The following is a 26252-nucleotide window of genomic DNA, read 5'->3' on the forward strand; positions in this document are numbered from 1 at the left end:
GGTCTCTCCAGCCTCGCGCCGTGATTTAACGCGCTGCGACGGGCGCACCTTTCAGGAGAGTAATTTAATATCTGCTTATCTATGTCGGTAAACCCGGCGCAAACGGGATCACCATTATAGTCTGAAACAATTCAACAGATGCGTGATCTCTATGTATCAAATCCTGACCTGCCTGACGATAGACCACGACCCGCGTTACACGCTTGCCGCAGTGGTCATCTGTATACTGGGCAGCTTTTTGACGATGCGGCTGTTTGCGCGGGCGCGCCAATACGCGTCGATCCAGCGGGTGAACTGGCTTTTCCTCGCGGGCATGATTGGCGGCACCACGATCTGGACGACGCATTTCGTGGCGATGCTCGGCTATCAGGCCCCCGGCAATGTCGGCTTTCTACCCGGCTTCACCGGGCTCTCTTTCATTATTTCGGTGCTGGCAACAACGGCAGGTTTTGCGATTGCGACCTATGGCGGCAACACGGCGCTGGCCGAAGGCGGCGGGTTGATCATCGGGCTGGGCATTGCCTGCATGCATTATACCGGCATGGCCGCCTACACCGTGCAGGGCTCGCTGGTGTGGGAGCCTGTCTATGTGGTGGCGTCCATGGTGCTGGGTGGTATCTTCGGCATACTGGCCACCAACCGTGTCGTGCGACCCGTGAACTGGTTTTGCAAATATAGCGGCATGACGTTTCTCGTGCTTGCCATTGCCTCCACCCATTTCACCGCCATGGCGGCCTTCTCCGTATCATACGATCCCGCGTTGGCGATCGAGCCATCTCTGGTTTCGCCGAGCGTGATGGGTGGTAGCGCGATCATCATCACCTTCGTTCTTCTCGCCTTCGGTTTCTCCACCTATGTCATCGATTCGGAAAACAGCCAGCAGGCGGTCGCACGTTACCGGCATCTTTCCCTGCACGATGCACTGACGGGCATTCCCAACCGCGCCGCGTTTCAGGAGCATTTGCAGGCCCTGTCCACGCGCAGCAATGACCCGACAGCCCGCATTGCACTGCTGGCTTTCGACCTGAACCGTTTCAAGGAAATCAACGACGTTCACGGCCATGGGGCAGGGGATGCGGTGCTGCGCGCATTGGCAGACCGCATGAGCTCCGTTTTGAGGCCGGGTGAATTCATTGCGCGTGTCGGTGGCGATGAATTCGCAGCCGTCTTGCCGCGTTTTTATGCCCGGACCGATGGGCTGGAATTTGCGCATCGCTTGCTGGGCGCGGTCGTCAGGCCTATCGAATGGAACGAGACGATCCTGTCGGTGGGTGCCAGCATCGGCATCGCTGTCGGCGGTGCCGGCACCAAAGACCCGGATGCTTTGATCGCGCAGGCGGATGTCGCCATGTACCGCGCCAAAACAGATGTGTCCGGCACGATCTGCTTTTACGACAAATCCATGGACGAGGCCGCACGCGCCCGCAACGCGCTTGCCGTCAGCATGCGTTCCGGTCTCGGAAAGGGTGCGTTCGAGCTGTATTTTCAACAACAGAACGACACGGCCACCGGTGTTATCGTTGGCTTTGAGGTCTTGCTGCGCTGGAACCACCCGGAACGCGGCATGATTTCGCCCGCGGAGTTCATTCCCATCGCCGAACAGACCGGCTTCATCATCGAGATGGGGGAGTGGGTTCTGCGCGAGGCGTGCCTGCATGCAGTGCGGTGGAAGAACCCGCTCAGCGTTGCCGTCAACGTCGCGCCGCTGCAGCTTTCGGATTCGGATTTCGTGCGCAAGGTCCAGCGCATCCTGCTGGAAAGCGGGCTCGAGCCCAAACGGCTGGAGCTGGAAATCACCGAAAGCGGCATCATCGCCGATCACCGCCACGCGCTGCTGACCATCCGCCGCCTAAAAGCGCTCGGCGTGCGCATCGCGATGGATGATTACGGCACGGGTTATTCCTCGCTGTCGACCTTGCAGAGCTTTCCCTTCGACAAGATCAAGATCGACCGTGGATTCGTGGAGGGTCTCGGCAGCAATGTGCAGTCGCAGGCCATCGTGCGCTCCACGCTCATCCTCGCCAACAGTCTCAACATTCCCGTGCTGGCCGAAGGCGTGGAAACACAGGCGCATCTGGAGTTCCTGCGTCAGGAAGGCTGCCAGCATGTTCAGGGCTATTATTACGGTCGCCCGGGCCCTGCGACCACCATCGACGCCATCGTCAACAGGGTGTTGCCTGCCGATGAGACTGCCTTGATCGAGACGCTTCCGCTGGCAAGCTGACCCTTCACACTTTTTTCTATTGAAAGCTGATGGTATCAGGCGCACCATCCCGGCAAAAATCGGGAGGAGCATATGTCCATCGGTACGGCACATGCGGATCATGTGTACCAAAGCGCCAGCCAGCCATCGGCGGCGGCGAGTTCACCCATCATCGCGTCCTGGCGCCGATGCATGACGATGCATCACCTGGCACCTGAAAAAAGCAGCGAGCCGATCTTTCTCGCCGACGCCGAGTTTCGCAGAGCGCGCGAGATTTCCGCTGGTCTGATTGCCGAAAGTGCCGACGAACTCGACCGCATCTTTACCGCTGTCGGCAAGGCGGGTTGCTGTCTGTTGCTGACGGATGCGGACGGCGTGGCGCTGGAGCGGCGGGGTGCAGCGACCGATGATCGCGATTTTCGCCAACTCGGTCTCTGGTCCGGTGCCGTCTGGAGCGAAGCGAGCGTGGGAACCAACGGCATTGGCACGGCGCTGGCCGATGAGCGCTCCGTGACCATTTATCGCGATCAGCATTTCTTCTCGTCCAATATCAGCTTGTGCTGCACGACGGCACCCATCCGGGATCATCGCGGGCAGGTGACCGGCGCGCTCGACATTTCGACGTGCCGAGACGACGTCAACGAAATGACTTTTTCCGTGCTGACGCAAGCGGTGCGCGATGCTGCCCAGCGCATCGAGGGCAATCTGTTTCGGCGCGCTTTTCCGGGCGCACGCATTCTCATGCTGCCATCCGGCAATGCGACGGCGCTCTCTCTATTGGCGGTCGATCAGGACGACATCATTCTTGGAGCAACGCGGGCGGCGCGGCTTGCGCTGCGGCTTGACGATTCGCATCTCGCTGCTGGCATTCCAGCATCCGACGCTCTTCGCGAAGACCGGCACGACAAACATGCCGATCTGGCCGATGCAGAGCGGGCAGCGCTGCGCCGCGTCCTGCTGCGCGCCAATGGCAACATCACGCAGGCAGCGGCGCTGCTGGGCATCAGCCGCGCAACACTTCACCGCAAAATGAAGAAGCTAGCAGTCCACTAGCCGTACATTCATAGATTGCGCTGTCGCAGATGTGAAACACTGTGCGGTGCGGAATATCGGTTCGGCCCTATCAATCGCTCCAGTCTGCGCTCACCTTCCTGTCACGCGACCAAAAGGTCGCATTCATCAGGGAGGATGAACTCATGAACATTCAGGTCCAGCACAAGGCCGGTGAAACCCCGTTCAAGCTGAAATATGGAAACTACATCGGCGGCGAATGGGTGGAGCCGAAGTCCGGTCGATACATGGAAAACCTGTCGCCGGTTACAGGCCAGAAGATTTGCGACGTACCGCGTTCTGACGCCAGCGATATCGAATTCGCGCTCGATGCCGCGCATAAGGCGCGCGCCGCATGGGGCCGCACCAGTGTGACAGAGCGCTCCAACATTCTGTTGAAGATCGCCCAGCGTATCGAAGACAATCTCGAAGTCATCGCGCGTGCTGAGACCTGGGACAACGGTAAGCCCCTGCGCGAAACAACGAATGCCGACATTCCGCTCGCCATCGACCACTTCCGTTATTTCGCAGGCTGCGTACGTGCGCAGGAAGGCTCTATCGGCCAGATCGACAATGACACTGTTGCCTATCATTTCCACGAGCCGCTGGGCGTCGTCGGCCAGATCATTCCGTGGAATTTCCCGATCCTCATGGCGACATGGAAGCTGGCACCGGCGCTGGCCGCCGGTAACTGCGTGGTTCTCAAGCCTGCCGAACAAACGCCAGCCTCCATTTTGCTCGTCATGGAGCTGATCGAGGATTTGCTGCCGCCGGGCGTCGTCAACATTGTCAATGGTCTCGGCACCGAAGCAGGCAAGCCGCTGGCGCAGAGCAGCCGCATCGCCAAGATCGCCTTTACCGGCTCTACATCGGTCGGCAAGGAAATCATGCGTTATGCTGCCGATAACGTCACCAACATCACGCTGGAACTGGGTGGCAAGTCACCCAACATCTTCTTTGCAGACGTGATGGATGAAGACGATGCTTTCCTCGACAAGGCGCTGGAAGGCTTTGCGATGTTTGCGCTCAACCAGGGCGAAGTCTGCACATGCCCGTCCCGGGCGCTGGTTCACGAGTCGATCTATGATCGCTTCATGGAAAAGGCCATAAAGCGCGTTGAAGCCATCAGCCAGGACGATCCGCTGAATGCCTCGACCATGATCGGTGCTCAGGCCTCGCAGGAACAGTTCGACAAGATCATGAGCTATCTTGAAATCGGCAAGAAGGAAGGCGCGAAAGTGCTGACCGGTGGCGACAAGAAATCGCTCTCGGGTAACCTCAAGGACGGTTTCTACATTCAGCCGACGATCTTTGAAGGAAACAACAAGATGCGGGTCTTCCAGGAGGAAATCTTCGGGCCCGTCGTCTCCGTCACCACCTTCAAGACGCTGGATGAAGCCATCGAAATCGCCAACGACACCGTCTACGGCCTCGGCGCTGGTGTATGGAGCCGCGATACCAACACGGCCTACCGGGCAGGACGCAGCATCGAAGCCGGTCGCGTCTGGACCAATTGCTACCACGCCTATCCGGCAGGCGCTGCCTTCGGCGGCTACAAGCAGTCCGGTATCGGTCGCGAAACGCACAAGATGATGCTCGATCACTATCAGCAGACCAAGAACCTGCTGGTCTCCTACAGCCCCAACAAGCTCGGCTTCTTCTGATCGGTTACGTACGATCCTCCCCGGAACCGGTGGGGTAACCTGCCGGAATACTCCCGGAGGCGAAAGCTTCCGGGAGCCGGAAATCCATCACAGCGGATCACGCGATCCGACTTAAAACTGTAATCTGCTTGGCGCATATCGTTCCTGTCATTTTGCGATAGATCGATATGCACCATTACATTTTTACGAACGGCTCATTTTCTTACATACCACGCGGGTCGAGCCGATGACCGACGTGGATATCGCCCATATGCGGATCACCATGTGGCTGACGATTGCGACGCTTTTCGCTGTTATCGTCTTTGCCATCTGTCCTTTTATCGATCTCAAAGTCTCAGCACTGTTCTTCCTGGGGGAGGCCGGTCGCTGGTGGGCAGGCGGCCCGGTCTTCGAGTTCTGGAGAAACGTCATCAGAAGAGGCGGCGAGGTTATCGCCGTCATCGCCTTCCTCATCTTCCTTGGCAATCTCGCGCTTGGGCAGCAGCAGAAAACGGGCTGGAGGGTGTGGGCCTATTTGTGGATCAGCACGGCCTCCTGTGCGGGTGTGCTGGTGAACGGTATCCTCAAGTCAAATCTGGGCCGTGCGCGGCCTAACGGTGTCATCGAGTTCGGCGGGCAGCAATTGTTTACGCCAGCATTTCAACTCGCGAACCAGTGTTCCTCCAACTGCTCCTTCTCCTCCGGCGAAGTCGCGCTGGTGGCAAGCCTTATTCTGCCGTTTTGCGTGCTCATCTGGCCGCAACTGTCTCGTATCGGAAAAGTCGTTTGTGCGTGTCTGGCAATCGCTGCCATCGTAACCACGGCCATGATGCGTATGGCTGCTGGACGGCATTTTCTGAGCGATACGGTCATGTCGGTACTCTTCGCCGCCATGATCTCGGTATTTCTCTACCGCGCCCTTGCAATCGGCAGTCACCGGCACGTCTTCACGGTCAGGCCCGTTCTCACCGACATCTCGCACATCGTCATCCATAGCGGTGGCGGTGCGCTGGCAATGCTGCGGATCGTGATGGGTAGTGCGCACCGGGCAGGGTCACGCCTGCGGATTCTGGTCGCGAAAGAATATGAACGCCTTTTCACCCAAAGCCGATCAAGGGCGACGGCGGAATAGGGTTCAATTCGTGCGCAAGCGGGGCTGTCTTAGTCGAACAGACCCGAAACCGACTGCTCCAGCGATGTGCGGTTGATCGCCTCGCCGAGGAGGGTGGCCGTGGTGATGACGCGGATGTTATGGGCGGATTGAACCGCCGTCGTCGGCTGAATGCTGTCGGTGATGACGAGTTCGCGCAGCTTGGACGAGGCCACACGCGCAACGGCACCGCCGGAAAGAACGCCGTGGGTGATGTAGGCCGTCACGCTGGTTGCGCCGTTCTTCAGGAGAGCCTCAGCCGCGTTGCAGAGCGTGCCGCCGGAATCAACGATGTCGTCGATCAGCAGGCAGTCCTTGCCGGTCACGTCACCGATGACGTTCATGACTTCGGATTCACCGGGACGGTCGCGGCGCTTGTCGACGATCGCCAGCAGACAGTCCAGACGCTTGGCCAATGAGCGGGCGCGTACCACGCCACCGACGTCAGGCGAAACCACCATGACATTCTTGGTGTCGTAATGTTCCTTCACGTCGCGCGCCAGAATGGGCGCGGCGATGAGGTTATCGGTCGGAATATCGAAGAAGCCCTGAATCTGTCCGGCGTGAAGATCGAGCGTCATGACGCGATCGGCACCGGCTTCGGTAATCAGGTTGGCGACGAGCTTGGCGGAGATTGGTGTGCGGGGACCGGCCTTGCGGTCCTGACGGGCATAGCCGAAATAGGGAAGCACGGCGGTGATGCGCTTTGCCGAGGAACGACGCATGGCGTCGATCATGATCAGCAGTTCCATCAGGTGGTCGTTTGCCGGGAATGAGGTGGACTGCACGACGAAGACATCTTCGCCACGCACGTTCTCACCGATTTCCACGAATATTTCCTGGTCCGCAAACCGCTTTACAGTGGCATTTCCCAAGGGAACATTAAGATACTTGCAGATCGCTTCGGCCAGATGCCGGTTCGAATTGCCTGCGAAAACCTTCATTGGTGCCGCCTGTTTCCATGCCATCGCCCGAGATCCGGCAGAGATGATATTCTCTGCGGTCCCTGCGTCGTTCAACGGGGAGGAATACCCGACCCGAAGGGGTGCCGGACACGCCGTTTTGCCATGGGCGCCTTAATAGCGGTGTTGCCCGTGAATGCAAGAGGTCAGAGGATGTTACCCTTAATTTTCATGAAAACTTTGTGACTTCGCGCAATGCGACAGGTTTTCCCACAGGATTCAACGGGCCTATCCCCGTTGGGCCTGTTTCCACGACTGGTAATCGTTCAATGTCTTCGCCGCAATTTTTTGCATGGTGCTGTCAGATGCTGATGCCCACGGGTCGCTGCCGCGGGCGGGAACGGTTTCCTGACCTTGCAGGCGGTGGAGGCGGGCGCCATTGGCGTCCAGCACATCCCAGACATAGATGATGGTCACATTGGAGCCATCGGCAAAGGCGGACAGATAACCTTTCAGGATGTTTTCAGCGCTCGTATCGCCAGAGGGGCGGATAGTCAGACCTTTGGCCCGTGCTTCCGCACCCAGTTGCCGTGAAAGCGGCGTTACGGCCTGAACCGGCGCGCCGATGATGGGAAGGAAGCGGATTGTACCAGCAGCGGAGCCAGAGGGCAGGGACGCAGTCTGGGTATTGGGCTGGGTCTGGGGTGGTGCGGGCGGTGTCTGCTGCGAGGCGACCGGCTGGCCATATTGTGCGCCGCTCGTTATCGCTTGCGCCTGGGCTTGGCGGGTATTTTGCGGTGCATATGCCGGAACTTGCGCGGAAACGCCTGATGGAGACCGGTCCGCTGCTGCCGCCATCTGGTCGAGATCGCCCTGAGTGACGGGCGTCGATTGCGCGTTACCATGGCCGACATCCACCAGCGGCGTCAGCGTATCCGTCGTGTTGCAGGCCGATAAAGCGATGGCTAGGATTGGGATTGCAATCATCAACCCTAGCCGTTGCATGCCAGATGTCCCCTCATGATGTCTCCCGCCGAACCGTCATTTCGACCAATGTACGGTTCGATTTCGATGGGAGTCAAATCCAGATTAAACCGTCAGCAAATCCAGGCTGTGGCGCGAGAGCGATTCCGGTGCGCCTTCGGTCGTCAGATAGGTCTGACCCAGCGTCATGGCGATGCCTGAGTCGCTGTCCATGATGATCATGTGGACGAAGAGCGTCATGTTGGGCAGAATTTCCTGCGTGTTGCCAGCATAGAACATCTGCTGCTCCATCCACGACGGTGAGAAACGCGCGCCCAGCGAATAACCGCAGGCGTTGAGGCGGTGCCGCGTCAGGCCGCGCTCGTCCATGATGCGGGCGTGGACGTCGAAGACATCGCCGAACGTATTGCCGGGTCGCAGGACTTCCTCGATGGCGCGGATGTTTTCAGCGCAGGCATTGTAGAGTTCCTTTTGCCGGAACTCCGGCTCGCCGATCACGATGGTCCGCATCATGGCCGCATGATAATGCGCGCTGACGCCAGCCCATTCCAACGTCAACTGGTCTTTCTCGTCCAGCTTGCGACGTCCGGCCTTGTAGCGGCACAGCAGCGCGTCTGGGCCGGAACCGATGATGAATTCATTGGCCGGATAGTCGCCGCCACCGGCAAAGACCGCGCCCTGCATGGCGGCCAGAATGTTGGCCTCATCAGCGCCGGGCGCCACGATTTTCAGCGCGGCATCCAGCGCATCGTCGGCCAGTTCCCCGGCGCGCTTGGCATGGACGATTTCCGCTTGGCTCTTGATCAGGCGCAGTTGGCCGACGAGACCGGATGCATCGATGATCTGGCCGAAGCTGGCCAGTTGATGGTCGAGCAGACGCGCGACGCGACCGGTCATGCCGTGGGTATCGTATTCCACACCGATCCGGCAGCCGAGCAGGTCCATCTCGCTCAGCAGGTTTTTAAGATCGAGCGTCGGGTCGGCATTCAGACGGTCCACCCAGATGACGATGTCCTCGATATTGGATGTCTGGCGCGCCTGCCGCAGATCGGCAGAGCGGGTCAACAGCGTCACGGTGCCATCGGCCTTGACGATTAGCGTCTGAAAAAAGCAGTAGCCGAACGTGTCGTAACCGGTCAGCCAATACATGCTTTCCTGTGCAAACAGCAGAATGGCATCCAGCTTTTCTTCCGCCATCTTCTCGGTCAGGCGAGCGCGGCGTGCCTCGAATTCGGCAGCGTCGAAGTGCAAAGCCATATCAGTTCTCCAGAATTGCTATTGCTGAAACCTGCCGCCCGTAATCCGGTTTCTGATGATGCGTGGTGCGGCGGAAAGAAAAGAAGCCGTTGTTCTCGGGATAGGTGCACAGACCAAGATTATCCGCCCGCACACCTGCCGCCACGAGGCGGTCCATGGTCAGTTGCTTGAGATCGAAAAAGGCGTGGCCCGGATTGGGCGAGGGTGAGAAATAGGCAGCGTGACCGGGGTTCATCTCCTGCAGGCTTTCGACGCGCTCCGGTCCCAACTCGTAATGTTCGCGGCTGATGGAGGGCCCAAGGCTTGCAACAATGTCTTCGCGCTTTGCGCCGAGCGCAATCATGGCTTCGATCGTGTTTTCCAGCACCCCGGAGACGGCACCTTTCCAACCGGCATGGGCAGCACCCACGACGCCCGCCTGCGCATCGGCAAATAGAATGGGTCCACAATCTGCGCTGAGCACGCCCAGCACGATGCCGGGTGTGGCCGTCACCATCGCATCGGCCTGCGGTCTGTCACCGGCATAGCTCTCATCGATGACGACGACGTCGGGCGAGTGTATCTGGTGAACGGTCGCCAGCTTTTCCGTGCGCAGGCCGAACCATGCGGCAACGCGGGCGCGGTTTTCGATAACCGCGTCGCGCACATCCTGCGAACCGAGGCCGACATTCAGGCCGCGATAGATGCCTTGCGATACGCCACCCTGACGGCTGAAGAAGCCGTGACGGATGTTTTTGCCGCTATAAGCGGTCAGCAGCGGGCTTTGAAGGGGAAGCGGCAGCGTTTCGTCCTGCATTACGGTGTCATTCCTTGGCGATGCCGCTGATTTTCAACCGAATGGTCGCGAGCAAGTGTTTCCGGTAGGCGCACCGCTTTGGGTGCCGACGGCAGCTTTTCGCTGCTTCGATTTGGCGCGATGTTGGCCCAAGCCCGGTGGGCATGTCAATCCAGTGCGCGGAACGGCAGCAGATGGACGGGCGCGCCCGATACGGCCAGCACCTTGAACAGCGCACCCATTTTTCCCACGCCTTCGCCCGCGAGCCGGTTGACGGCCTCAGCGATTTCCAGGGTCTGGTCGGGTGTCGCATTGGCCGCCAGCGTCTCGGCGCGTTCCTTAAGCCCGAGGCCATAGAGAAAGTCGCCCTGCGGCAGGCAGCCGTTGATGTGGATGCCGTTTGCCTGCGCCGTTTTGGACAGGCTTTCGAAATCCACGTGGCTGGTCAGGTCCGCTTGACCGGGATGCGCCAGCACCGGATCGAACTCGTGCATGCGCAACGCCTGCAACGTATCGCCGAAGCCAGAAATCGTGTGGCCGTAATCGATGATGACAGCGGTGCCGCCATTCCGTTTCAGCGCCTGCGATAGTGCTGCCATCACGGCCTCGCGGGCAGGAGAATATTCGAAGATCGTGCCGATGGGCTGCTTTTCGGGGAAGGGGGGCAGAAGCTCCGGGTCGATGCTGGCGAGACCTGTCGTGAAGATGAGGTCGTCCTGCGCATCCATCGCCACCACGCGCTCACGAAAGCCTTGCGGTGTCTTGACGAACTGGCGGATGGGAATGGCGTCGAAAAGCTCATTGGCGGCAATGAACAGAAAGCCGGGTGGCACGTCATCGAAACTGTCGTGCCAGGAAATCTTGGTCCCGTGGCTGGCCAGCGTCTGTTGCTGGGTTTCCGTCAGGCGCGGGCTGGTTTCGATCAGATGCACCGTCATGCTCTCATAGAGCGGCGGTGCGATGCGCTGGATCACGCGCAGCATATCGGCCATCATGGTGCCACGGCCCGGCCCGATTTCCACCAGCCGTGCGTTGGCCAGCGTGCCATGCCTTTGCCATGCGTGTACGATGAAGACGCCCAGCATTTCGCCAAACAACTGGCTGACTTCGGGTGCGGTCACGAAATCGCCGGTGCGGCCAAAGGGCTGTCTCGTCTTGTAATAGCCGTGCTCCGGGTCCGCCAGGCAAAGCGAAAAGAAATCGGTCACGCTCATAGGGCCGTTGAGACGGATAATGGATTTGATGCGACGTGCGAGCGGTGTCGGCATGGTGTGTTACCCGATTGTCTCTGTTGCCACGGCGCGGCGCGCGCGTAGAACTGCCCAAACGCCGAGGAGGAACATGGGCGTTGAAAGGACCATGCCCATGGTCAGCCAATTTCCTGCAAGATAGCCGATCTGCGCATCTGGCTCGCGGAAGAATTCCACGAAGATTCTGGAAAGCGCATAGCCACATACGAAAACGCCCGTCACGGTGCCGGGACTTTTCAGCGCCTTGAATCCATAGATAAGAACGGCAAGCACGATCAGCAATATGATGCCTTCCAGGCCCGCCTCGTAAAGCTGGCTCGGATGGCGCGGAAATGGTCCACCCGTGGGAAACACCACCGCCCACGGCACATCCGTCAGTCTGCCCCACAACTCGCCATTGATGAAATTGGCGATGCGACCGAAAAACAGGCCAAGCGGGGCAACGGCGGCGATGATGTCGAACATGCTCCAGACGGGAATGGCATTGCGGCGCGCAAACAGGATCATGGCGATGGTCGTGCCGATCAACCCGCCATGGAACGACATGCCGCCATTCCATATCTGCAAGGCTCTTACAGGGTTTTCGACAACGGCGGCCATGTCGTAAAACAGGATATAGCCGATGCGCCCGCCCAGAATGATGCCAGCGGCAGCCCAGACGATGAAGTCATCGAGATGCACAGGCGTGACGGGTGATGCGTTGCCGGGCCACAGGCGATCCGTCAGGCTCAGCTTGCGGGCATAATACCAGCCCAGCATGATGCCGATGACATAGGCGATGCCGTACCAGTGGATGGGCAGCGGCCCAAGATTGAACGCTACCGGATCGATGTTCGGGAAGGGCATGATCGAAAACTGGGCGAGGGGTCCAAACAAATCGCGTCATCCATTGTCATTGCGTTGAGGGCGAGGAACTTAAGAGCGCTCGTTTAAGAATTGGATATCTCAATCATTCTTTTCCCGGAGCGGGAAAATGGCGACTGAAAAGGGTGCGGTCAAGGCGATTCTTCGGCGGCATCGTGATGCTGTGAAATCGCTGGCCGCGCGGGTGGTTCCTTATTTTGCTTGCAACGTGACGGGCGAGTGCCTACCTGAAAGCCATGGACCGGAGGGCGTCTGGCCTTTCCCGATACTGACGAGGACATCGCACCATGAGTACGACAGGAACCAACCGTATTTTCGATGAATTCGCAAAGCTTATGACGGATGCTGCGGGCGCGGCCCAGGGCATGCGCAAGGAAGTGGAGCAGGCTTTTCACGCACAGGCGGAGCGCTGGCTGAACAGCCTCGATCTGGTGAAGCGCGAGGAATTTGAAGCCGTGCGCGAAATGGCCATTCAGGCCCGCGACGAAAACGACGCATTGCGCGCGCGCATCGAAGCACTCGAAGCGAAGTCTTCAACGACTGCTTCCTGAGCCAGTTTGACGTGTTTGATTCTGGTGCCGGGCCTTCCCCAAGGTCCGGCATTTTTCGTTTTTGTATCATTTCGAAGCAGTTTGCACCGCAGTGGGGATTCGACGGGGGTAAGCAAGCGATTTCATTCAGTTTTTTTTAACGTCTGTGGAAACACCCGAAAAACACAATTGGCAGAGTCAGTTATGACTCACAACTGAGGTTTCGTCGCAGGAGATATACACAGTTCTGATTGCAAAATCAGGGCGCTGGGGGTGGCGCGGGGACTCGCTCGTTATACACTGATTTTACATGATGATTCGAAACGAACTCCGTAAGCTCCAGACAGGTTCACTGCGTTATTCTGGCGGCGTCGGGCATCATCCGTAAGAATTTGTAACCCGGCAATTGCGTGTGCGTTTTTGTGCCTTTGCGTGCGAAACAGAACATTCATTTCCGGCTGAGAAGGTGCCGTATGAGCCTAATGGAATTTGAAGTCGAGCGTTACTCCAACCCGGTCGATATGATCGAGTTCGTTGCCGCGTCCAACGACTGGTCGTTCGAACGCTCCGGCGAAGATGAAATTGCCATGACGGTCGAAGGCCGTTGGGCCGATTACCATGTGTCGTTTTCATGGATGGAACAGTTCGAAGCGCTGCATCTCGCCTGCGCTTTCGATATCAAGATCCCCGATCACCGCGTCAACGAAGTCATCCGCCTCTTGGCGCAGGTCAACGGCCAGACGCTGATGGGTCATTTCGATCTGTGGCGTCAGGAGGACGTGATCATTTTCCGCCAGTCGCTTTTGCTGGCAGGCGGTGCCGAGCCCACCAACCAGCAGGTGGAAGTTCTCCTTTCCAGCGCTCTCGAAGCCTGCGAACAGTATTTCCAGGCGTTCCAGTTCGTCGTCTGGTCCGGCATGGAAGCCAAGGCTGCGATGGAAGCGGCGCTCTTCGAAACCGTCGGAGAGGCCTGAGCCATGGTGTCGCTCGCATCGGGTCCGCTTGTTCTCGTCGGTGCTGGCAACATGGGCGGTGCCCTGCTTGCTGGTTGGTTCAAGAAGGGCGTTACGGGGTCCTCGATCATCGTCGTCGATCCCGGCCCATCCGACGCCATGATGGCGATGATATCGGAAGCGGGCGCAACACATCTGACGGCTGCACCGCAGGACGTGACGGCGAGCATTCTGTTTCTCGCCGTCAAACCGCAATTGATGGACGTCGTTCTACCGCCGTTGAAGGCACTGGTGGGGCCACAAACCGTGGTCGTCTCCATTGCTGCGGGCAAGACGCTGTCCGGCATCGAGGCGGCTCTCGGCAAGTCTGCGGCCATCCGTGCCATGCCCAATACGCCTGCAATGGTCGGGCGTGGCGTGACGGGTGCCTACGCCAATGATGCTGTGAGCGAAGAGCAGCGCTTGTTGGTCGAAACCCTGCTGAAAGTCAGCGGCCCTGTCGAATGGGTTGCGACAGAAGGTGATATCGACGCTGTCACCGCCTTGTCGGGCAGCGGGCCTGCCTATGTTTTTTATCTCGTGGAGTGCATGGCGGAGGCGGGTCGCAAATGCGGCTTGCCGGCGGACCTCGCCATGCGTCTTGCTCGGGAAACCGTCGCGGGGGCTGGCGAATTGCTTCACCAGTCCCCCGAGGACGTCTCGCGCCTGCGCAAAAACGTGACGTCACCGGGCGGCACGACGGCCGCTGCCCTGTCAGTCCTGATGGATGACAATGGCATGCAGCCGCTGTTCGACAAGGCGATTGCCGCTGCCAGACTGCGCGCGGAAGAGCTGGCCGTCTAGCGCCAGCCAAAGATCAGGGAGTGCCGATGATGAGCGAGGAAATCAGCTATGCCGATTTCGAGAAGGTCGATATCCGTGTCGGCACCATCATCGAAGCTGAAGCATTCCCGGAGGCGCGCAAGCCAGCCTTCAAGATCAGAATAGATTTCGGCGCAGACATCGGCGTCAAGAAATCATCGGCGCAGATCACCGTTCACTATACGCTGGACACGCTGGTGGGACGACAGGTGCTCGCCGTCGTCAATTTCCCGCCGCGCCAGATCGGGCCGTTCCGCTCCGAGGTGCTGACGCTTGGGTTTGCTGACGGCAATGGCGACATCGTGCTCGCTGCTGTGGAGCAGGGTGTTCCCAACGGCATGAAAATGTGCTGATCGGGCTTGCTCGATCAACTCAAGCCGGAATTTTCACGATCACACGCAATCCACCCAGCGGGCTGTCATCCAGAGTCACATCTCCGCCGTGGCTTCGGGCGATATCGCGCACGATGGACAGGCCGAGACCGGTGCCGGATGCGTTTAGGTTGCGCGCCTCGTCCAGACGGTAGAACGGTTTGAACACGTCTTCGCGGGATGCTTCCGGTATGCCCGGGCCATCATCATCGAAAACAAGCGTGATCGATTTCGGGGCGCGATGAGCTTCGATGTTGAGCGTGCTGGCGTAACGATGGGCGTTTGCAGCGAGATTGCCGATCAACCGGGCGAAAGCGTTTGGTCTCACCGGCAACTCGTCCACGCCGTTCAGGGTGTAGGTGCAGGTTTTGCCGCACATCTGGAAGTCGCTGGAAAAGCGAGCGAACAGAGGGGCCAATTCCAGTTTGCCAATCGCCTCTTCGGCATCGTCGCGTGCAAAGGCGAGGTAGGCTTCCAACATGGACTGCATGTCGTCGACATCCTTGTCCAGTCCCTCCAGGTCAGGGTTGTCTCCGGCCAGTGCCAGTTGCAGCTTGAAGCGGGTGAGAATGGTCCGCAAATCGTGGCTGACGCCATTCAGCATGGCGGTGCGCTGTTCCATCTGGCGCTCGATGCGTTCTCGCATCAGGATGAAGGCAAGACCGGCGCGGCGGACTTCATCTGCACCACGGGGGGAATAGGCGGTGATCTTCTGCCCACGACCGAAGCTTTCGGCGGCTTGTGCCAGCGCCAGAATGGGTCTGATCTGTCCGCGCAAAAACAGAATGGATATGCCCAGCAGCACCAGCGAGGCCCCACCCATCCAGACCAGGAAGATATGGGTGTTGGAGGCATAGGCCTGACTGCGGCGGGTAAAGACGCGCAGGGTCTTGTTATCAAGTTGAATGCGGATTTCCACCAGCGCGCCATTGCCGAACGTATCCAGCCAGAATGGCCTGCCGATCTGCTGCTGAATCTGGTCGGCAAGAATGGTGTCGAGGATGGAGAAAAACGGCTGCGCGCGCGGCTCCGGCAGTGGCGTTTTCGGCTCGATATAGATGCTGAGGTCGAGCCGTTCACGCGCGATGCGGATAACGCGCTGGTAATCGTCCTCCTCCGGGTCTGTCTCCAGCAATTCGATGACGGCGGCGATGTCGCGGGTGACGGCGGCAGACAGGCGTTCTGTCACCATCTGCCAGTGGCGCTCCATGAACACGGCAGCGACGACGACCTGCAACAGCACCATCGGCAGAATGATGATGAGAAGCGAGCGGGTGTAGAGCCCCGTTGGCAACCAGTGCCGTAGCCAGCGCGTGAAAAAGCGCCAGGCCCGTGCGGGGGCACTGTTTCTCGCCGCAGTCATGAAATCGAAGCTTGCCATGGTATCGCCCTACAGGCTTTCAATCGACACTCAAACGGTAACCGATGCCGCGTACCGTCTGCAAGTAGACCGGGTTGGCCGGATCGTCTTCGATTTTGCGACGCAGCCGGTTGATCTGTACGTCTATGGTGCGTTCACCCACATCCGCTTCGGCATCCACCAACTCATGGCGTGGAATTGTGTCGCCTGCACGCAGCGCAAACAGCAGCATGATATCCTGCTCGCGATCCGTCAGGCGGATGATCTCCGCGCCGCGCCGCAATTCCTTGCGGGGCACAGAGAAATTATAAGGTCCGAAAATGATCTGCTCGATCTTTGGTGTGTCGGGCGAGGCGTTGCGGCGCAGAATATTGTTGATGCGCAGCACCAGTTCGCGCGGGTCGAAAGGCTTGGCCAGATAATCATCCGCGCCCGCCTCGAGCCCTGCAATCCGCGCATCGGCTTCTGAACGGGCAGTGAGAAGAATGACCGGTACGGATTTGTTTTCGTTTAAGGATTTCGTCAGAGACAGGCCGTTCTCACCGGGCATCATGACATCGAGAATGAGGAGATCGAAGCGAATGCCCTCCATCTTCCGGCGCGCCTCTGCTGCGTCTGCGGCAGCGGTGATGCGGTAGCCCTTGTCACCCAAAAAACGCTGGAGCAGGTCGCGAATACGGGAATCATCATCAACGATTAGCAGATGCGCTGCATCGTCTTCGGCCAATGGCTGCTTGGGTGGGCTGCTTGCCATCTTAGTCCTCCACACCGGTCAATGGCCGGTCCGTTTCGGCATCGCGCATGCGTGCCAGAAATTCACGCACGCAGGCACGGGCTTCCGGCTGCATGGCCTCAAGTGCGCGGTCTATGCGTCGCGACTGCGGTTCACTGAGCGCCAGCGCCAGTTCGCGTCCCGTCAATGTGGGGTAGAGCCTGCGCTGGCGGCGATCTTCCGGCCCGGCCATCTGGCGGATATAGCCGTCATCGATCAACTGTTTCAGCACACGGGCAAGGCTCTGCTTGGTGATCTGCAAGGTGTCCAACAGATCGGCCACCGTCATGCCGGGTTGGCGGCAGACGAAATAGACGACGCGGTGGTGCGCCCGGCCATAATCCAGTTTGGACAGAATGACATCGGGATCGGATACGAAGTCGCGGTAGGCGAAGAAGAAAGCCTCGATCGTATCGAAATCGATCTTGCTGTCATCGACATGCGGAAGCGCTGGCGCTTGTTTGAGAGCGGTCTTTTTCAGCGACTGCGCAGGCACTTTGGTTCCTTCATTTCATCGGTCACGGTGTGACGCTTTTTACATTTGCCGCGACACTACCCGAAAATGTGGCAAACGGGAGCATGCACGCGATCATTTTGTGTTGCTTTCGATAATATGACGTCGGTTGCACATCAATCATATTCTGCTGGCGTCACGTCCAAACGCAAAAAGAGCGCGGACAGGCCGCGCTCTTTCGCTCGAAAAAATCGGATCGATTACTGGTAAACGTAAACGACGCGACGGGTCTGGGGCTCGACCAACACTGCGCGGTCATTGAGACGCACATATTGGTATTCATAGTCCGGGATCGTCACCAGTTCAGCACTGGCTGGCACTGTGCCACCGATCACGACATCGCCTTCATAGCGCACGGACTCACCCGGATGACGGTCGATATAGGTCATGATGTTTTCCGGTGGATCGACTTCGCCAACACGACCCAGGTTAGGGTCACCCGGATTTGGTTCAGCCTGCGCGCTCGATGTCTTCTCGTAGGTCACGACCGGCACGTCGATGTCGGAGCGACGCTCCCGCAGAATCACCGGTGCGCCTTCGTACATCACGTTCAGGTAATCGGCGTTTGCCCAGCCGCGAAGGCCGTTTACTTCAACGCGGCACCATGCGCTGCCATCGAGACATCCATCCAGAACCGCATCGCTGCCACGGGTCGCGAGACCGACTTCCGGGTATTCTTCACCGGGACCTGATCGAACGGAAAGATCGGACGCCGTTGTCGCGACCATGGCTGCGTTTGCATATCCAGCAAGCAGCGTCAGCGCACCACCGGCGATCATAAGTTTCAGCTTCTTGTTCATATGTCTCACTCCTTTGAAGACTGGGGCAAGAACGCGTGAGTTACCGGTCTGTTCCCGTTTTTGTGATTGCTTAAATTCCCAGCGAGGTTCCGCGCCCCCCGTTTTTGCGGGCGTCGGAGTGTGCGACACTTTGTTGTGCGCCGTGGATTGGCAGTCTATAGAGAGGCGTATTTTCGAGAAGGAGAGACCATGGGTAAGCTACAGGCGGGCATCATTCCTGTGACGCCATTTCAGCAGAACTGCACCATTCTTTTCGATGAAGACACCAAGGAAGGCGTGATCGTGGACCCCGGCGGGGATATCGATGTCATCCTCCAGACAGTGGCGGAAAACGGCATCACGCTCAAGGAAATCTGGCTGACGCACGGGCATCTTGATCACGCCGGTGGCGCCAAGGAGCTCAAGGAAAAGCTGTCGCTACCCATCGTCGGCCCGCATGAGGATGACAAGCCGCTTCTGGAGCGCATCGAGGGTCAGGCTGAAAAATACGGTATACCCGGCCTGCAAAACGTGTTGCCGGATCGCTGGCTGAAAGACGGAGATGCCATCTCTTTTGGTGACCATGTTTTCGAGGTCTACCATTGCCCCGGCCACGCGCCCGGCCACGTCATCTATTACAATCGTGCACAGGCCTTCGCGCATCTCGGCGACGTGCTGTTTTCCGGCTCGATCGGTCGCACCGACCTTCCCGGAGGCAACCATGCGCAACTGCTGGCTTCCATCCGTGAAAAGGTCCTGCCGCTAGGCGATGAGGTCGGCTTCATTTGCGGCCACGGCCCCGGCGGGCGCATCGGCGAAGAGCGCCGGACCAACCCCTATTTGCAGGGGATTTATGCGGATCAGCCAGTTGCGGCGGCGGCAGAGCAGAACAAGCTAGCTGAATAGGGCAGGGCGCAAGCGGTGCGGGTTGCCAAGCACCGAACCGAGCCCAGAGGCACAAAAAAACCCGGCATTCCTGCCGGGCTTCAACGAGAAGAGAAAGTCGTTAGGGTTCAGCCATCAATCTGCAGGTTGACTGCCTTCGGCCCTTTGCCGCGACGATCCGGTTCAGTGTCGAAGCTCACTTTCTGGTTTTCTGAGAGCGCGGACAGGCCGGAAGCCTGTACGGCAGAGATGTGAACAAAGATATCGGCGCCACCATTGTCTGGCTTGATGAAGCCGAAGCCCTTGTCGGTATTGAAGAATTTAACGGTGCCAGTCTCGGCCATGCATCAGGTCCTTTTCGCTCTGCCCGTGTTCAGCTCCAGGCAGCATTACAGTTTTGCCCGTGAGGGCGTACGGCAGGCAGTTTTTGAATGTTGAGAAAATGGACCTTCGCGTGGAAAGCTTTTGACGTTCTGATCAACGTTATTTTTTGTCCCCGCCGCCCGGAGTTTTTATCCCCGGAGCATTCATTTTATAGGCCTTCCCATGCTCGCAACTTGCCCGAACCGCAACAGATTGCTGTGTTTATTTAAAATTGGCAAGCGAAAGTTTTTAGACAAGCGCAATGCTCGCCAGTCGCTGTGAAAGCGGCTTACGGCAGGTCTGGCAGAATTTTTCTCGTGCTTTCGCGGATGTGAAACGAAAACATCGCTGACGATGAAATTTACGACGCATTTTCGCGTGAAAAGAGTAAATCTTCGCTGAATGTAGAATGATGCAAATTGCTTATGTGCCGCTGATTATACGGTTGTTTCGCCGTTTGGAAAGCTCTGGAACCAGTTCCACCAGCAAAATAGCCGCGAAAATGATGGCGCAGCCGATGTAACCGGCGGATGGAATGGCCTCTCGCAGGAAGATTGCGGCAAACAAAGCCCCGAAAAGCGCCTCCGACGACAGAAAAATAGCAGCCTGCGGAGCCGTCGTGTAGCGCTGGCCGATGACTTGCAGCACAAACGCCAGACCAGACGAAACCAGGCCGACATAGAGGATTTCGGTTATCGACGCGGCAATCGCGTTGTAGTTGATCGGCTCGATAAACGCACCGATGATCATGCTGAGGACTGCGCAGACCGCAAATTGCGTGCACGACAGCGCCAGCGGCCTGTTGCTCTGCATGACGAAGCGACCGGCAAGCGTGATCTGGATTGCCCAGAAAAAGGCGCAGGTGATGCTGAGAAAATCACCCGTTGTCAGCCGCGTTACGGCGCCGCCCGAGAGCAGGAAAATGCCGCATAGCATCATCAATGCGCCGGGCCAGACGATCCAGTGCGGGTGGCGACGATAGATGAGCACGGCGATAGCCGGCACGAAGATAACGTAGAGTGCGGTGAGGAAGCTGGAGTTCGTGACTGTCGTGGTCAAAAGGCCGACCTGCTGGGTGGTGGCGCCCAGAAACAGCGCGATACCGACGAGGAAGAAGGATCTCATTTCGCCCGCACTCGGCTTTGCCTTCATCCGGCGACTTTCTGCCATGGCGAAGGGCAGTACGGCAAGTGCGGCAATTGCAAAGCGCAGGCCGACGAACCAGAAGGGGCCGATATTGGCCATGGCAGTGGATTGTGCCACGAAGCCGCCACCCCAGATGGCTGCGGCGAGCAGGAGAACAAGATTGGCCTGAATGCGCGTCATGGTGATCACCACAAAATAGCGCCGCGCCGTCTTTTTCGAGGTTTCAAATTGGCGAGGTGCGAGTTGAGGGGCTCATCTATCAGCGAAGCACGGGTGCAGCAAGGCAATTTGGACCCCGAAAGAGGCCAGATTTCACCGCTGAGGAAGATTGTCTTTCTGGCCCGCTTGAAGGTCGTAGGGAGGGGAGGACACCCGAATTCTAGCCGTCATGGTTAAGAGCTCTTTTAAATTTACAATCTAAGATTTTACAATATTCAGTCTTTTTAGTGGGTCGATATCAGTGACGAGTTTGATCAGCAATTCATCAGCAACTGCGGCTCTTGCAACATTGCGTCATATCAATTCTCAGCTCGACCAGACCCAATCCAATATTTCAACGGGATATCGTGTGCAGGAGGCCTCCGACGACGTGGCCTATTGGTCGATCGCCACAACGATGCGTTCGGATGAACATGCCCTCGCAGCCGTTCAGGATGCGATGGGGGTGGGGGCTGCCAAAACCGACACTGCCTATGCGGGCATGGAAGCGGCCATCGACATCGTGTCGGAGTTCAAGGCCAAACTCGTTCTTGCCGCAGAACCCAGTGTGGATAGGCTGAAGATCAATGACGAATTGACCAAGCTCAAGGACCAGCTTCGCGCCGTTGCCAGCAGTGCCAGTTTCAATGGCGAAAACTGGCTCAAGTTCGACACAGGTGACGACCCGGTGGCAATAGGCAATCCAAAGGTGGTCACATCATTCGTACGGAAAGACGACGACTCGGTTTCCTTGCAAACGATGACGTTCGATCTGATCACCTATCCCGAAACCTGGCCTTTTTCCGGCGCGTTGATTGACGATTCACTTCTGACGCATGGAGAATTTGGCATACTGACCACGGACACTTATGCCTATAATCTGGGGCTCTCTACGGGTTACATGCTGATCCAGGGACGTGGAAGCGGAACTACATATATGGGGTCTCCGGTCCTGCCGCAGGTCGAGATTGCCTTGTCTGAAACGACCACGCATGAGCAAATCTCCGAAATGGCATCCGTCGTGGATTACATGTTGAGCGACATGCAAAACAGCGCAGCAAAGATCGGGGCGATGGGCATGCGTATCGGCCTTCAGGATGATTTTGTCACGAGCTTGCGCAGTTCGGTGAACAGCGGGGTCAGCCGGCTTGTAGACGCGAACATGGAAGAAGAAGCCGGTCGGCTGCGTGCCTTGCAAAGCCAGAAGGAACTTGGGATTCAGGCTCTGTCGATTGCCAATAACAGCGCCCAGATTTTATTGAGCCTGTTTCGCTGATCACGTCGTTTGACTGTCGATCAGGTCCGGTTATGCATCAGTCGATGCGTTTTCGTGGTGCGCTTTCACGAATGGTTGTCATCGTTAGGACGACGCCACCGATTGCGAGCGTGAGAAAGCCTGTCGTCAGGAGAACGACCACGAAGATGCGGTCGGATGCCTTGGATATGGGAGCCGTGGCGATAGATGATGTCGTCATCATATCGACGGTTTCGGCGGCGTGGGACGTCGTGGCCAGGCCCGCTGCCATGGTGATGATAACAACAAGCGCGGCCAGCGCCATCCATAGAGAAAAAAGCATCCGCTGCGCTCTCAGCCGGTCTGCCGAATTCCGATCATTGAGAAACATCGTCGCGGTCCCTTTGCACGTCTTTGCGTGTCGATTTTTGGAAGTATGTCGGGCATTGCTTCGCTGCGGCACAGACATGCGCGGCGTGGTGCAAAAATCGACTTGGAAGTGGACGCCATGTGGACCGAATTCGGACAGTCCGGCGTATTTAGTGTGGCGATATCAAGGCAACGGTTAACGTTGTTTTAAGCAGCCGTCACGTTCCGCGTTTTCCGAAGGTGCGAACGGGCTTCACGCCGCGCGGCTCGGGCCCTGCAGCCAAGCGGGGCGGGTCCGTGGGGCGTGGTGGGGAGAGGGCGGAACGCGATGCCCCAAGCAGTTCTGGGAAGCGCTCGTTGAAGGTCGTCGGAGCCAACTCCGGTCGTGCCAGTGCATAACCCTGCATAAGTGAGACGCCGAGGTCCTGACAGAGTTCGATTTCGCGTTCGTCTTCCAGCGCTTCGAAAATGGGCTCGATGCCTTCGGTCGCAAATTGCTTGACGATGACGCGCAGCAGGGCAGCACCGGCGGAATTGCGCATGAAATGCCGTGCCCATGCGGCTTCGAACTTCACATAATCAGGCTTGATCAGTTTGACGCGCTCGATATCGGTATCGCCTGCAACATAGTCGGCAATTGCGACGCGAAAGCCCATGGCGCGCATATGCCCGGCGAAATCGGCGACGAGGCCCGCTTCGGACGCATTGTTTTCAGCGATTTCGCAGACGATGCGATCCGGCGACATGCCCGCCTCATGGGCTGACAGCCGCATCCGCTCCACCTCCTGACGCATCTTGCCGGGTGTGCGAAACAGGCCGGGATGAAAATTGACGAAAATGCGCGCGCGGGAGCGTTCCAGCACGCCGGTGTTGAGGATGTGAATGGTCCGCAAAATGCTGTCGATGGCTTCGATATCGTCAGGGTGGACCTGGGCGAACAGTTGGGCTGGCGAGACCAGTTCCGAGCCTTGATGCGGGCGGACGAGACCTTCGAAGGAATCGATATCGAAACGCCCGTCGGCGAGCCGCCGGAAGATGGGTTGAAGTGCGGATTTGAGGGTGAACGGCGCGTAGGTCGTGGACCAGGAGCCATCCGTTTCGCGCATCAGATTCGAGAAAATGCTTTTGGGTGCCATGGCGTCTACCCGGAAAATCATCTCAACTCTTGCACCATAGCACGCAAAGCGTTTCGCGCTAGTTAAGCGATGCGTAAAATACAGGTGTGGGTCCGGGTGGATGCCGCCTTTTAGGCCGTCAAAATGAGCTGCGCTGCATGAAGTGTAACGTTTTCATGGCATCTGACCTTGAAACCCGGTACGTCTTTCGACATACCACTTTGCGCAGAAGGCGACAGTCGCAAACTTCTGCCGATGTCAATTTCAATAGGACCGATAAAAATGGCCTTCCTTGCCGACATTCTCTCCCGCGTAAAGCCCTCCGCCACCATCGCCGTTTCCCAGAAAGCCCGTGAATTGCAGGCGCAGGGTCGCGATGTGATTGGCCTTGGTGCAGGCGAGCCGGATTTCGATACGCCCGACAATATCAAGGAAGCCGCCATTGCCGCGATCAACGCAGGCAAAACAAAATACACACCGATTTCGGGCATTCCCGAGCTGCGCAAGGCGATTGCTGAAAAGTTCAAGCGCGAAAACGGTCTTGATTACAAGCCGGAGCAGACGATTGTCGGCACCGGTGGAAAGCAGATTCTTTTCAACGCCTTCATGGCAACGCTTAACCCCGGCGACGAAGTTATTATTCCAACACCTTACTGGGTCAGCTACCCGGAAATGGTGTCGATCTGCGGCGGTACGCCTGTCTTCGTTCACACCACGCTGGAAGGCAAATTCAAGCTGACAGCAGAAGCACTGGAAAAGGCGATCACGCCGAAGACCAAGTGGTTCCTGTTCAACTCCCCATCCAACCCATCGGGTGCGGCCTACAGCCACGACGAATTGAAGGCGTTGACGGACGTGCTGGTCAAGCACCCGCATGTCTGGGTTCTGACCGATGACATGTATGAGCACCTGACCTATGGTGACTTCAAGTTCGTGACGCCTGTGGAAGTGGAGCCTTCGCTCTACGACCGCACGCTGACCATGAACGGCGTGTCCAAGGCCTATGCGATGACCGGCTGGCGTATCGGTTACGCCGCAGGCCCGTTGCAGCTTATCAAGGCCATGGACATGATCCAGGGCCAGCAGACCTCCGGCGCGACCTCCATCGCCCAGTGGGCTGCTCTGGAAGCGCTGAACGGTACACAGGACTTCATTCCTGAAAACAAGAAGATCTTCGAAGGCCGTCGTGACCTCGTCGTATCGATGCTGAACCAGGCCAAGGGTATCAATTGCCCGATGCCAGAGGGTGCATTCTACGTCTACCCGTCCTGCGCAGGCCTGATCGGCAAGACTGCACCGTCGGGCAAGGTCATTGAAACCGACGAAGACTTCGTGACAGAGCTTCTGGAAACGGAAGGCGTTGCTGTTGTCCACGGCTCTGCCTTCGGCCTCGGCCCCAACTTCCGCATCTCCTATGCGACATCTGAGAAGTTGCTGGAAGAAGCCTGCAACCGCATTCAGCGTTTCTGCGCTAACTGCCGCTAAGCATTGATTATTTTGAGAAAAGGCCCGGCAGTGATGCCGGGCTTTTCTGTTTCAGAGACCCAAAAACAGCAGCATGAGGAATGTCGCGAACAAAATGAAGTGCGTCATACCCTCGATGGCATTCGTCTCACCATCATTCAGATTGATCGCAGCCGCAAAGAGCGTGATGAAAACCATCACAGTCTGCACCGGCGTCATGGCCATGATGAAGGGCTGGCCGGTATAGAGCGCGATGGCCTCCATGACCGGCACGGTGAGGATCACCGTCGATAGCGAAGCGCCCATGGCGATGTTGACGACTGACTGCATGCGATTGCGAAGAGCCGAACGCATAGCCGTCATGATCTCCGGTGCCGCAGAGATCGTCGCGACGACGACCGCCATCAGTGCCAACGGCGCGCCGCTGCCTTCCAGCCCGTTGCTGAGGAAGGCGGACATGAATTCCGCGAGAACGCCAATGATGACGACGCCGACAAGAATGACGCCGATGGAGTAGGAGGCTGGGCCTTCGTTGTCCTCTTCTTCCGCCTTGGCCTGCTGCTCGGCAGCGGTTTTCTTTCGCTCCGTGCGCGGGTAGCGGTAGCTGAAGAAATAGCTGTGCGGACCGACCTGCATTTTCAGGAAAAGTGCATAGAGAGCAATCATGGCGCCGATGGTGAAGATGGAATAAAAATGCCATTTCGCCTCTGGAATGAATTCCGGCACGATCATGGAGATGCCCATGGCGGTCAGGATCATCACCACATAGGTGCGGGCGGAATCGTCATTATAGGGCTGCTCACCGTGGCGAAGTCCTCCCAGCAGGGCGGCGATGCCGAGGATGCCATTGATATCGATCATGACGGCGGAATAGATGGTATCGCGCACCAGCGTGGGGGAGGTGGATTCCTGCATGATGATTGCGAGGATCAACACCTCGACGGCAACGGCGGACAGCGTGAGGATCATCGTGCCATAGGGATCGCCGACCTTGGCAGCAAGGATTTCTGCGTGATGCGCCACCCGCATCGATACGAGAATGATCACGCCGATCAGCGCTGCGGCCACGACGAAGGAGATCGTCTTGCTCTGCTCCATCACCATATGTTCTGCGAAATATGCGGCGGCGGCGCATGGCACCGCCGCAAACAACATGCGCTCCTGTTTCAGCGTCGTCGCAATCGACATGGTTGCCCTTCCGTATCGTGGATTGATGATGATCAAGGCTGCGGCAACATGCGGGATTTGCACATTGGGCAA

At 58.0% G+C, this 26252-nt stretch carries 26 protein-coding genes; 11 read left to right on the plus strand and 15 right to left on the minus strand.

Going from position 1 to position 26252, the window contains the following annotated elements:
• The first annotated feature begins 151 nt into the window (after nucleotides 1–151).
• The 4 genes from QRN55_RS07895 (at nucleotide 152) to QRN55_RS07910 (ending at nucleotide 6028) form a co-directional block, all read left to right on the plus strand.
• On the plus strand, nucleotides 152–2224 hold the full coding sequence (locus QRN55_RS07895) for a putative bifunctional diguanylate cyclase/phosphodiesterase (protein WP_284776222.1): 2073 nt from the start codon (nucleotides 152–154) through the stop codon (nucleotides 2222–2224).
• Between the two features lie 72 nt (nucleotides 2225–2296).
• Nucleotides 2297–3256, plus strand: a complete 960-nt coding sequence (locus tag QRN55_RS07900) for a helix-turn-helix domain-containing protein (RefSeq protein WP_284776224.1) — start codon at nucleotides 2297–2299, stop codon at nucleotides 3254–3256.
• Between the two features lie 143 nt (nucleotides 3257–3399).
• Nucleotides 3400–4917 (plus strand): aldehyde dehydrogenase, encoded by a 1518-nt coding sequence (gene adh, locus QRN55_RS07905; protein ID WP_284776226.1) that lies wholly within the window; start codon nucleotides 3400–3402, stop codon nucleotides 4915–4917.
• Nucleotides 4918–5143: 226 nt separating this feature from the next.
• The gene (locus QRN55_RS07910) at nucleotides 5144–6028 is read left to right on the plus strand and encodes a phosphatase PAP2 family protein (RefSeq protein ID WP_284776229.1); all 885 of its coding nucleotides are present in this window, start codon (nucleotides 5144–5146) and stop codon (nucleotides 6026–6028) included.
• Nucleotides 6029–6057: 29 nt separating this feature from the next.
• On the opposite strand, the gene QRN55_RS07915 is transcribed toward QRN55_RS07910, so the two are convergent.
• The 6 genes from QRN55_RS07915 to lgt all read right to left on the minus strand — a co-directional run bounded on the left by QRN55_RS07915 (nucleotide 6058) and on the right by lgt (nucleotide 12060).
• Complete coding sequence (locus QRN55_RS07915; RefSeq protein ID WP_111837848.1) at nucleotides 6058–6990, minus strand: ribose-phosphate pyrophosphokinase; 933 nt, start codon at nucleotides 6988–6990, stop codon at nucleotides 6058–6060.
• Nucleotides 6991–7236: 246 nt separating this feature from the next.
• Nucleotides 7237–7953, minus strand: coding sequence for a hypothetical protein (locus tag QRN55_RS07920; RefSeq protein ID WP_284776231.1), 717 nt, complete (start codon nucleotides 7951–7953; stop codon nucleotides 7237–7239).
• Nucleotides 7954–8037: 84 nt separating this feature from the next.
• On the minus strand, nucleotides 8038–9189 hold the full coding sequence (locus QRN55_RS07925; protein WP_284776233.1) for a M24 family metallopeptidase: 1152 nt from the start codon (nucleotides 9187–9189) through the stop codon (nucleotides 8038–8040).
• Between the two features lies 1 nt (nucleotide 9190).
• Nucleotides 9191–9985 (minus strand): peptidoglycan editing factor PgeF, encoded by a 795-nt coding sequence (gene pgeF / locus QRN55_RS07930; RefSeq protein WP_284776235.1) that lies wholly within the window; start codon nucleotides 9983–9985, stop codon nucleotides 9191–9193.
• 146 nt (nucleotides 9986–10131) lie between these two features.
• A complete protein-coding gene (locus QRN55_RS07935; RefSeq protein WP_284776237.1) occupies nucleotides 10132–11232 on the minus strand; it encodes a class I SAM-dependent methyltransferase in 1101 nt (366 codons plus the stop codon).
• 6 nt (nucleotides 11233–11238) lie between these two features.
• Complete coding sequence (lgt, locus tag QRN55_RS07940; protein WP_284776622.1) at nucleotides 11239–12060, minus strand: prolipoprotein diacylglyceryl transferase; 822 nt, start codon at nucleotides 12058–12060, stop codon at nucleotides 11239–11241.
• 305 nt (nucleotides 12061–12365) lie between these two features.
• On the opposite strand from lgt, the gene QRN55_RS07945 reads away from it, so the two are divergent.
• From QRN55_RS07945 to QRN55_RS07960, 4 genes are all read left to right on the plus strand, one after another.
• Nucleotides 12366–12629: an accessory factor UbiK family protein gene (locus tag QRN55_RS07945; RefSeq protein ID WP_112499598.1), complete on the plus strand. Its 264-nt coding sequence runs from the start codon at nucleotides 12366–12368 to the stop codon at nucleotides 12627–12629.
• A 452-nt stretch (nucleotides 12630–13081) separates the two neighbouring features.
• Complete coding sequence (locus QRN55_RS07950; RefSeq protein ID WP_111837855.1) at nucleotides 13082–13582, plus strand: type III secretion system chaperone family protein; 501 nt, start codon at nucleotides 13082–13084, stop codon at nucleotides 13580–13582.
• Nucleotides 13583–13585: 3 nt separating this feature from the next.
• Entirely contained in the window at nucleotides 13586–14404 is an 819-nt protein-coding gene (proC, locus tag QRN55_RS07955) for a pyrroline-5-carboxylate reductase (protein ID WP_284776241.1), read from the plus strand.
• A gap of 29 nt (nucleotides 14405–14433) precedes the next feature.
• Nucleotides 14434–14775 carry a tRNA-binding protein gene (locus QRN55_RS07960; protein ID WP_284776243.1) on the plus strand — a complete coding sequence of 114 codons (342 nt, stop codon included), beginning with the start codon at nucleotides 14434–14436 and terminating at the stop codon, nucleotides 14773–14775.
• 19 nt (nucleotides 14776–14794) lie between these two features.
• Here the strand turns inward: QRN55_RS07960 and QRN55_RS07965 are convergent, their stop codons facing one another.
• From QRN55_RS07965 to QRN55_RS07980, 4 genes are all read right to left on the minus strand, one after another.
• The gene (locus QRN55_RS07965) at nucleotides 14795–16174 is read right to left on the minus strand and encodes an ATP-binding protein (protein ID WP_284776245.1); all 1380 of its coding nucleotides are present in this window, start codon (nucleotides 16172–16174) and stop codon (nucleotides 14795–14797) included.
• Between the two features lie 19 nt (nucleotides 16175–16193).
• The gene (locus tag QRN55_RS07970; protein WP_111837859.1) at nucleotides 16194–16907 is read right to left on the minus strand and encodes a response regulator; all 714 of its coding nucleotides are present in this window, start codon (nucleotides 16905–16907) and stop codon (nucleotides 16194–16196) included.
• 1 nt (nucleotide 16908) lies between these two features.
• A complete protein-coding gene (locus QRN55_RS07975; protein WP_111837860.1) occupies nucleotides 16909–17421 on the minus strand; it encodes a MarR family winged helix-turn-helix transcriptional regulator in 513 nt (170 codons plus the stop codon).
• A 218-nt stretch (nucleotides 17422–17639) separates the two neighbouring features.
• On the minus strand, nucleotides 17640–18239 hold the full coding sequence (locus QRN55_RS07980) for a DUF1236 domain-containing protein (RefSeq protein WP_112499604.1): 600 nt from the start codon (nucleotides 18237–18239) through the stop codon (nucleotides 17640–17642).
• A gap of 189 nt (nucleotides 18240–18428) precedes the next feature.
• On the opposite strand from QRN55_RS07980, the gene QRN55_RS07985 reads away from it, so the two are divergent.
• Entirely contained in the window at nucleotides 18429–19124 is a 696-nt protein-coding gene (locus QRN55_RS07985) for an MBL fold metallo-hydrolase (RefSeq protein WP_284776250.1), read from the plus strand.
• A 107-nt stretch (nucleotides 19125–19231) separates the two neighbouring features.
• Here QRN55_RS07985 and QRN55_RS07990 read toward each other — a convergent pair whose 3' ends face one another.
• On the minus strand, nucleotides 19232–19447 hold the full coding sequence (locus QRN55_RS07990) for a cold-shock protein (RefSeq protein WP_042617292.1): 216 nt from the start codon (nucleotides 19445–19447) through the stop codon (nucleotides 19232–19234).
• Between the two features lie 442 nt (nucleotides 19448–19889).
• Entirely contained in the window at nucleotides 19890–20792 is a 903-nt protein-coding gene (locus QRN55_RS07995; protein WP_284776251.1) for a DMT family transporter, read from the minus strand.
• 280 nt (nucleotides 20793–21072) lie between these two features.
• Here QRN55_RS07995 and QRN55_RS08000 point away from each other — a divergent pair, with 280 nt between their 5' ends.
• On the plus strand, nucleotides 21073–22086 hold the full coding sequence (locus QRN55_RS08000; protein ID WP_284776252.1) for a flagellin N-terminal helical domain-containing protein: 1014 nt from the start codon (nucleotides 21073–21075) through the stop codon (nucleotides 22084–22086).
• 37 nt (nucleotides 22087–22123) lie between these two features.
• Here the strand turns inward: QRN55_RS08000 and QRN55_RS08005 are convergent, their stop codons facing one another.
• Together QRN55_RS08005 and QRN55_RS08010 are read right to left on the minus strand one after the other, a co-directional pair.
• Nucleotides 22124–22387, minus strand: coding sequence for a hypothetical protein (locus QRN55_RS08005; protein WP_233121605.1), 264 nt, complete (start codon nucleotides 22385–22387; stop codon nucleotides 22124–22126).
• A gap of 244 nt (nucleotides 22388–22631) precedes the next feature.
• On the minus strand, nucleotides 22632–23549 hold the full coding sequence (locus QRN55_RS08010) for an EAL domain-containing protein (RefSeq protein ID WP_284776256.1): 918 nt from the start codon (nucleotides 23547–23549) through the stop codon (nucleotides 22632–22634).
• Nucleotides 23550–23810: 261 nt separating this feature from the next.
• Between QRN55_RS08010 and QRN55_RS08015 the strand changes: the two genes are divergently transcribed.
• Nucleotides 23811–25013 (plus strand): pyridoxal phosphate-dependent aminotransferase, encoded by a 1203-nt coding sequence (locus QRN55_RS08015; protein ID WP_284776258.1) that lies wholly within the window; start codon nucleotides 23811–23813, stop codon nucleotides 25011–25013.
• Nucleotides 25014–25064: 51 nt separating this feature from the next.
• On the opposite strand, the gene QRN55_RS08020 is transcribed toward QRN55_RS08015, so the two are convergent.
• Nucleotides 25065–26180, minus strand: a complete 1116-nt coding sequence (locus tag QRN55_RS08020; RefSeq protein ID WP_284776260.1) for a calcium:cation antiporter — start codon at nucleotides 26178–26180, stop codon at nucleotides 25065–25067.
• Nucleotides 26181–26252 lie beyond the last annotated feature (72 nt).

Origin of the sequence: Agrobacterium sp. lyk4-40-TYG-31, assembly GCF_030209855.1 — a bacterium.
GTDB lineage: Bacteria > Pseudomonadota > Alphaproteobacteria > Rhizobiales > Rhizobiaceae > Agrobacterium > Agrobacterium vaccinii.

What these genes read in the sequence shown, in the direction of transcription:
- QRN55_RS07895 (WP_284776222.1), top strand. Translation starts at nt 152, where the DNA reads ATGTATCAAATCCTGACCTGCCTGACGATAGACCACGACCCGCGTTAC.
- QRN55_RS07900 (WP_284776224.1), top strand. Translation starts at nt 2,297, where the DNA reads ATGTCCATCGGTACGGCACATGCGGATCATGTGTACCAAAGCGCCAGC.
- adh (WP_284776226.1), top strand. Translation starts at nt 3,400, where the DNA reads ATGAACATTCAGGTCCAGCACAAGGCCGGTGAAACCCCGTTCAAGCTG.
- QRN55_RS07910 (WP_284776229.1), top strand. Translation starts at nt 5,144, where the DNA reads ATGACCGACGTGGATATCGCCCATATGCGGATCACCATGTGGCTGACG.
- QRN55_RS07915 (WP_111837848.1), bottom strand. Translation starts at nt 6,990, where the DNA reads ATGAAGGTTTTCGCAGGCAATTCGAACCGGCATCTGGCCGAAGCGATC.
- QRN55_RS07920 (WP_284776231.1), bottom strand. Translation starts at nt 7,953, where the DNA reads ATGCAACGGCTAGGGTTGATGATTGCAATCCCAATCCTAGCCATCGCT.
- QRN55_RS07925 (WP_284776233.1), bottom strand. Translation starts at nt 9,189, where the DNA reads ATGGCTTTGCACTTCGACGCTGCCGAATTCGAGGCACGCCGCGCTCGC.
- pgeF (WP_284776235.1), bottom strand. Translation starts at nt 9,985, where the DNA reads ATGCAGGACGAAACGCTGCCGCTTCCCCTTCAAAGCCCGCTGCTGACC.
- QRN55_RS07935 (WP_284776237.1), bottom strand. Translation starts at nt 11,232, where the DNA reads ATGCCGACACCGCTCGCACGTCGCATCAAATCCATTATCCGTCTCAAC.
- lgt (WP_284776622.1), bottom strand. Translation starts at nt 12,060, where the DNA reads ATGCCCTTCCCGAACATCGATCCGGTAGCGTTCAATCTTGGGCCGCTG.
- QRN55_RS07945 (WP_112499598.1), top strand. Translation starts at nt 12,366, where the DNA reads ATGAGTACGACAGGAACCAACCGTATTTTCGATGAATTCGCAAAGCTT.
- QRN55_RS07950 (WP_111837855.1), top strand. Translation starts at nt 13,082, where the DNA reads ATGAGCCTAATGGAATTTGAAGTCGAGCGTTACTCCAACCCGGTCGAT.
- proC (WP_284776241.1), top strand. Translation starts at nt 13,586, where the DNA reads ATGGTGTCGCTCGCATCGGGTCCGCTTGTTCTCGTCGGTGCTGGCAAC.
- QRN55_RS07960 (WP_284776243.1), top strand. Translation starts at nt 14,434, where the DNA reads ATGAGCGAGGAAATCAGCTATGCCGATTTCGAGAAGGTCGATATCCGT.
- QRN55_RS07965 (WP_284776245.1), bottom strand. Translation starts at nt 16,174, where the DNA reads ATGGCAAGCTTCGATTTCATGACTGCGGCGAGAAACAGTGCCCCCGCA.
- QRN55_RS07970 (WP_111837859.1), bottom strand. Translation starts at nt 16,907, where the DNA reads ATGGCAAGCAGCCCACCCAAGCAGCCATTGGCCGAAGACGATGCAGCG.
- QRN55_RS07980 (WP_112499604.1), bottom strand. Translation starts at nt 18,239, where the DNA reads ATGAACAAGAAGCTGAAACTTATGATCGCCGGTGGTGCGCTGACGCTG.
- QRN55_RS07985 (WP_284776250.1), top strand. Translation starts at nt 18,429, where the DNA reads ATGGGTAAGCTACAGGCGGGCATCATTCCTGTGACGCCATTTCAGCAG.
- QRN55_RS07990 (WP_042617292.1), bottom strand. Translation starts at nt 19,447, where the DNA reads ATGGCCGAGACTGGCACCGTTAAATTCTTCAATACCGACAAGGGCTTC.
- QRN55_RS07995 (WP_284776251.1), bottom strand. Translation starts at nt 20,792, where the DNA reads ATGACGCGCATTCAGGCCAATCTTGTTCTCCTGCTCGCCGCAGCCATC.
- QRN55_RS08005 (WP_233121605.1), bottom strand. Translation starts at nt 22,387, where the DNA reads ATGCTTTTTTCTCTATGGATGGCGCTGGCCGCGCTTGTTGTTATCATC.
- QRN55_RS08010 (WP_284776256.1), bottom strand. Translation starts at nt 23,549, where the DNA reads ATGGCACCCAAAAGCATTTTCTCGAATCTGATGCGCGAAACGGATGGC.
- QRN55_RS08015 (WP_284776258.1), top strand. Translation starts at nt 23,811, where the DNA reads ATGGCCTTCCTTGCCGACATTCTCTCCCGCGTAAAGCCCTCCGCCACC.
- QRN55_RS08020 (WP_284776260.1), bottom strand. Translation starts at nt 26,180, where the DNA reads ATGTCGATTGCGACGACGCTGAAACAGGAGCGCATGTTGTTTGCGGCG.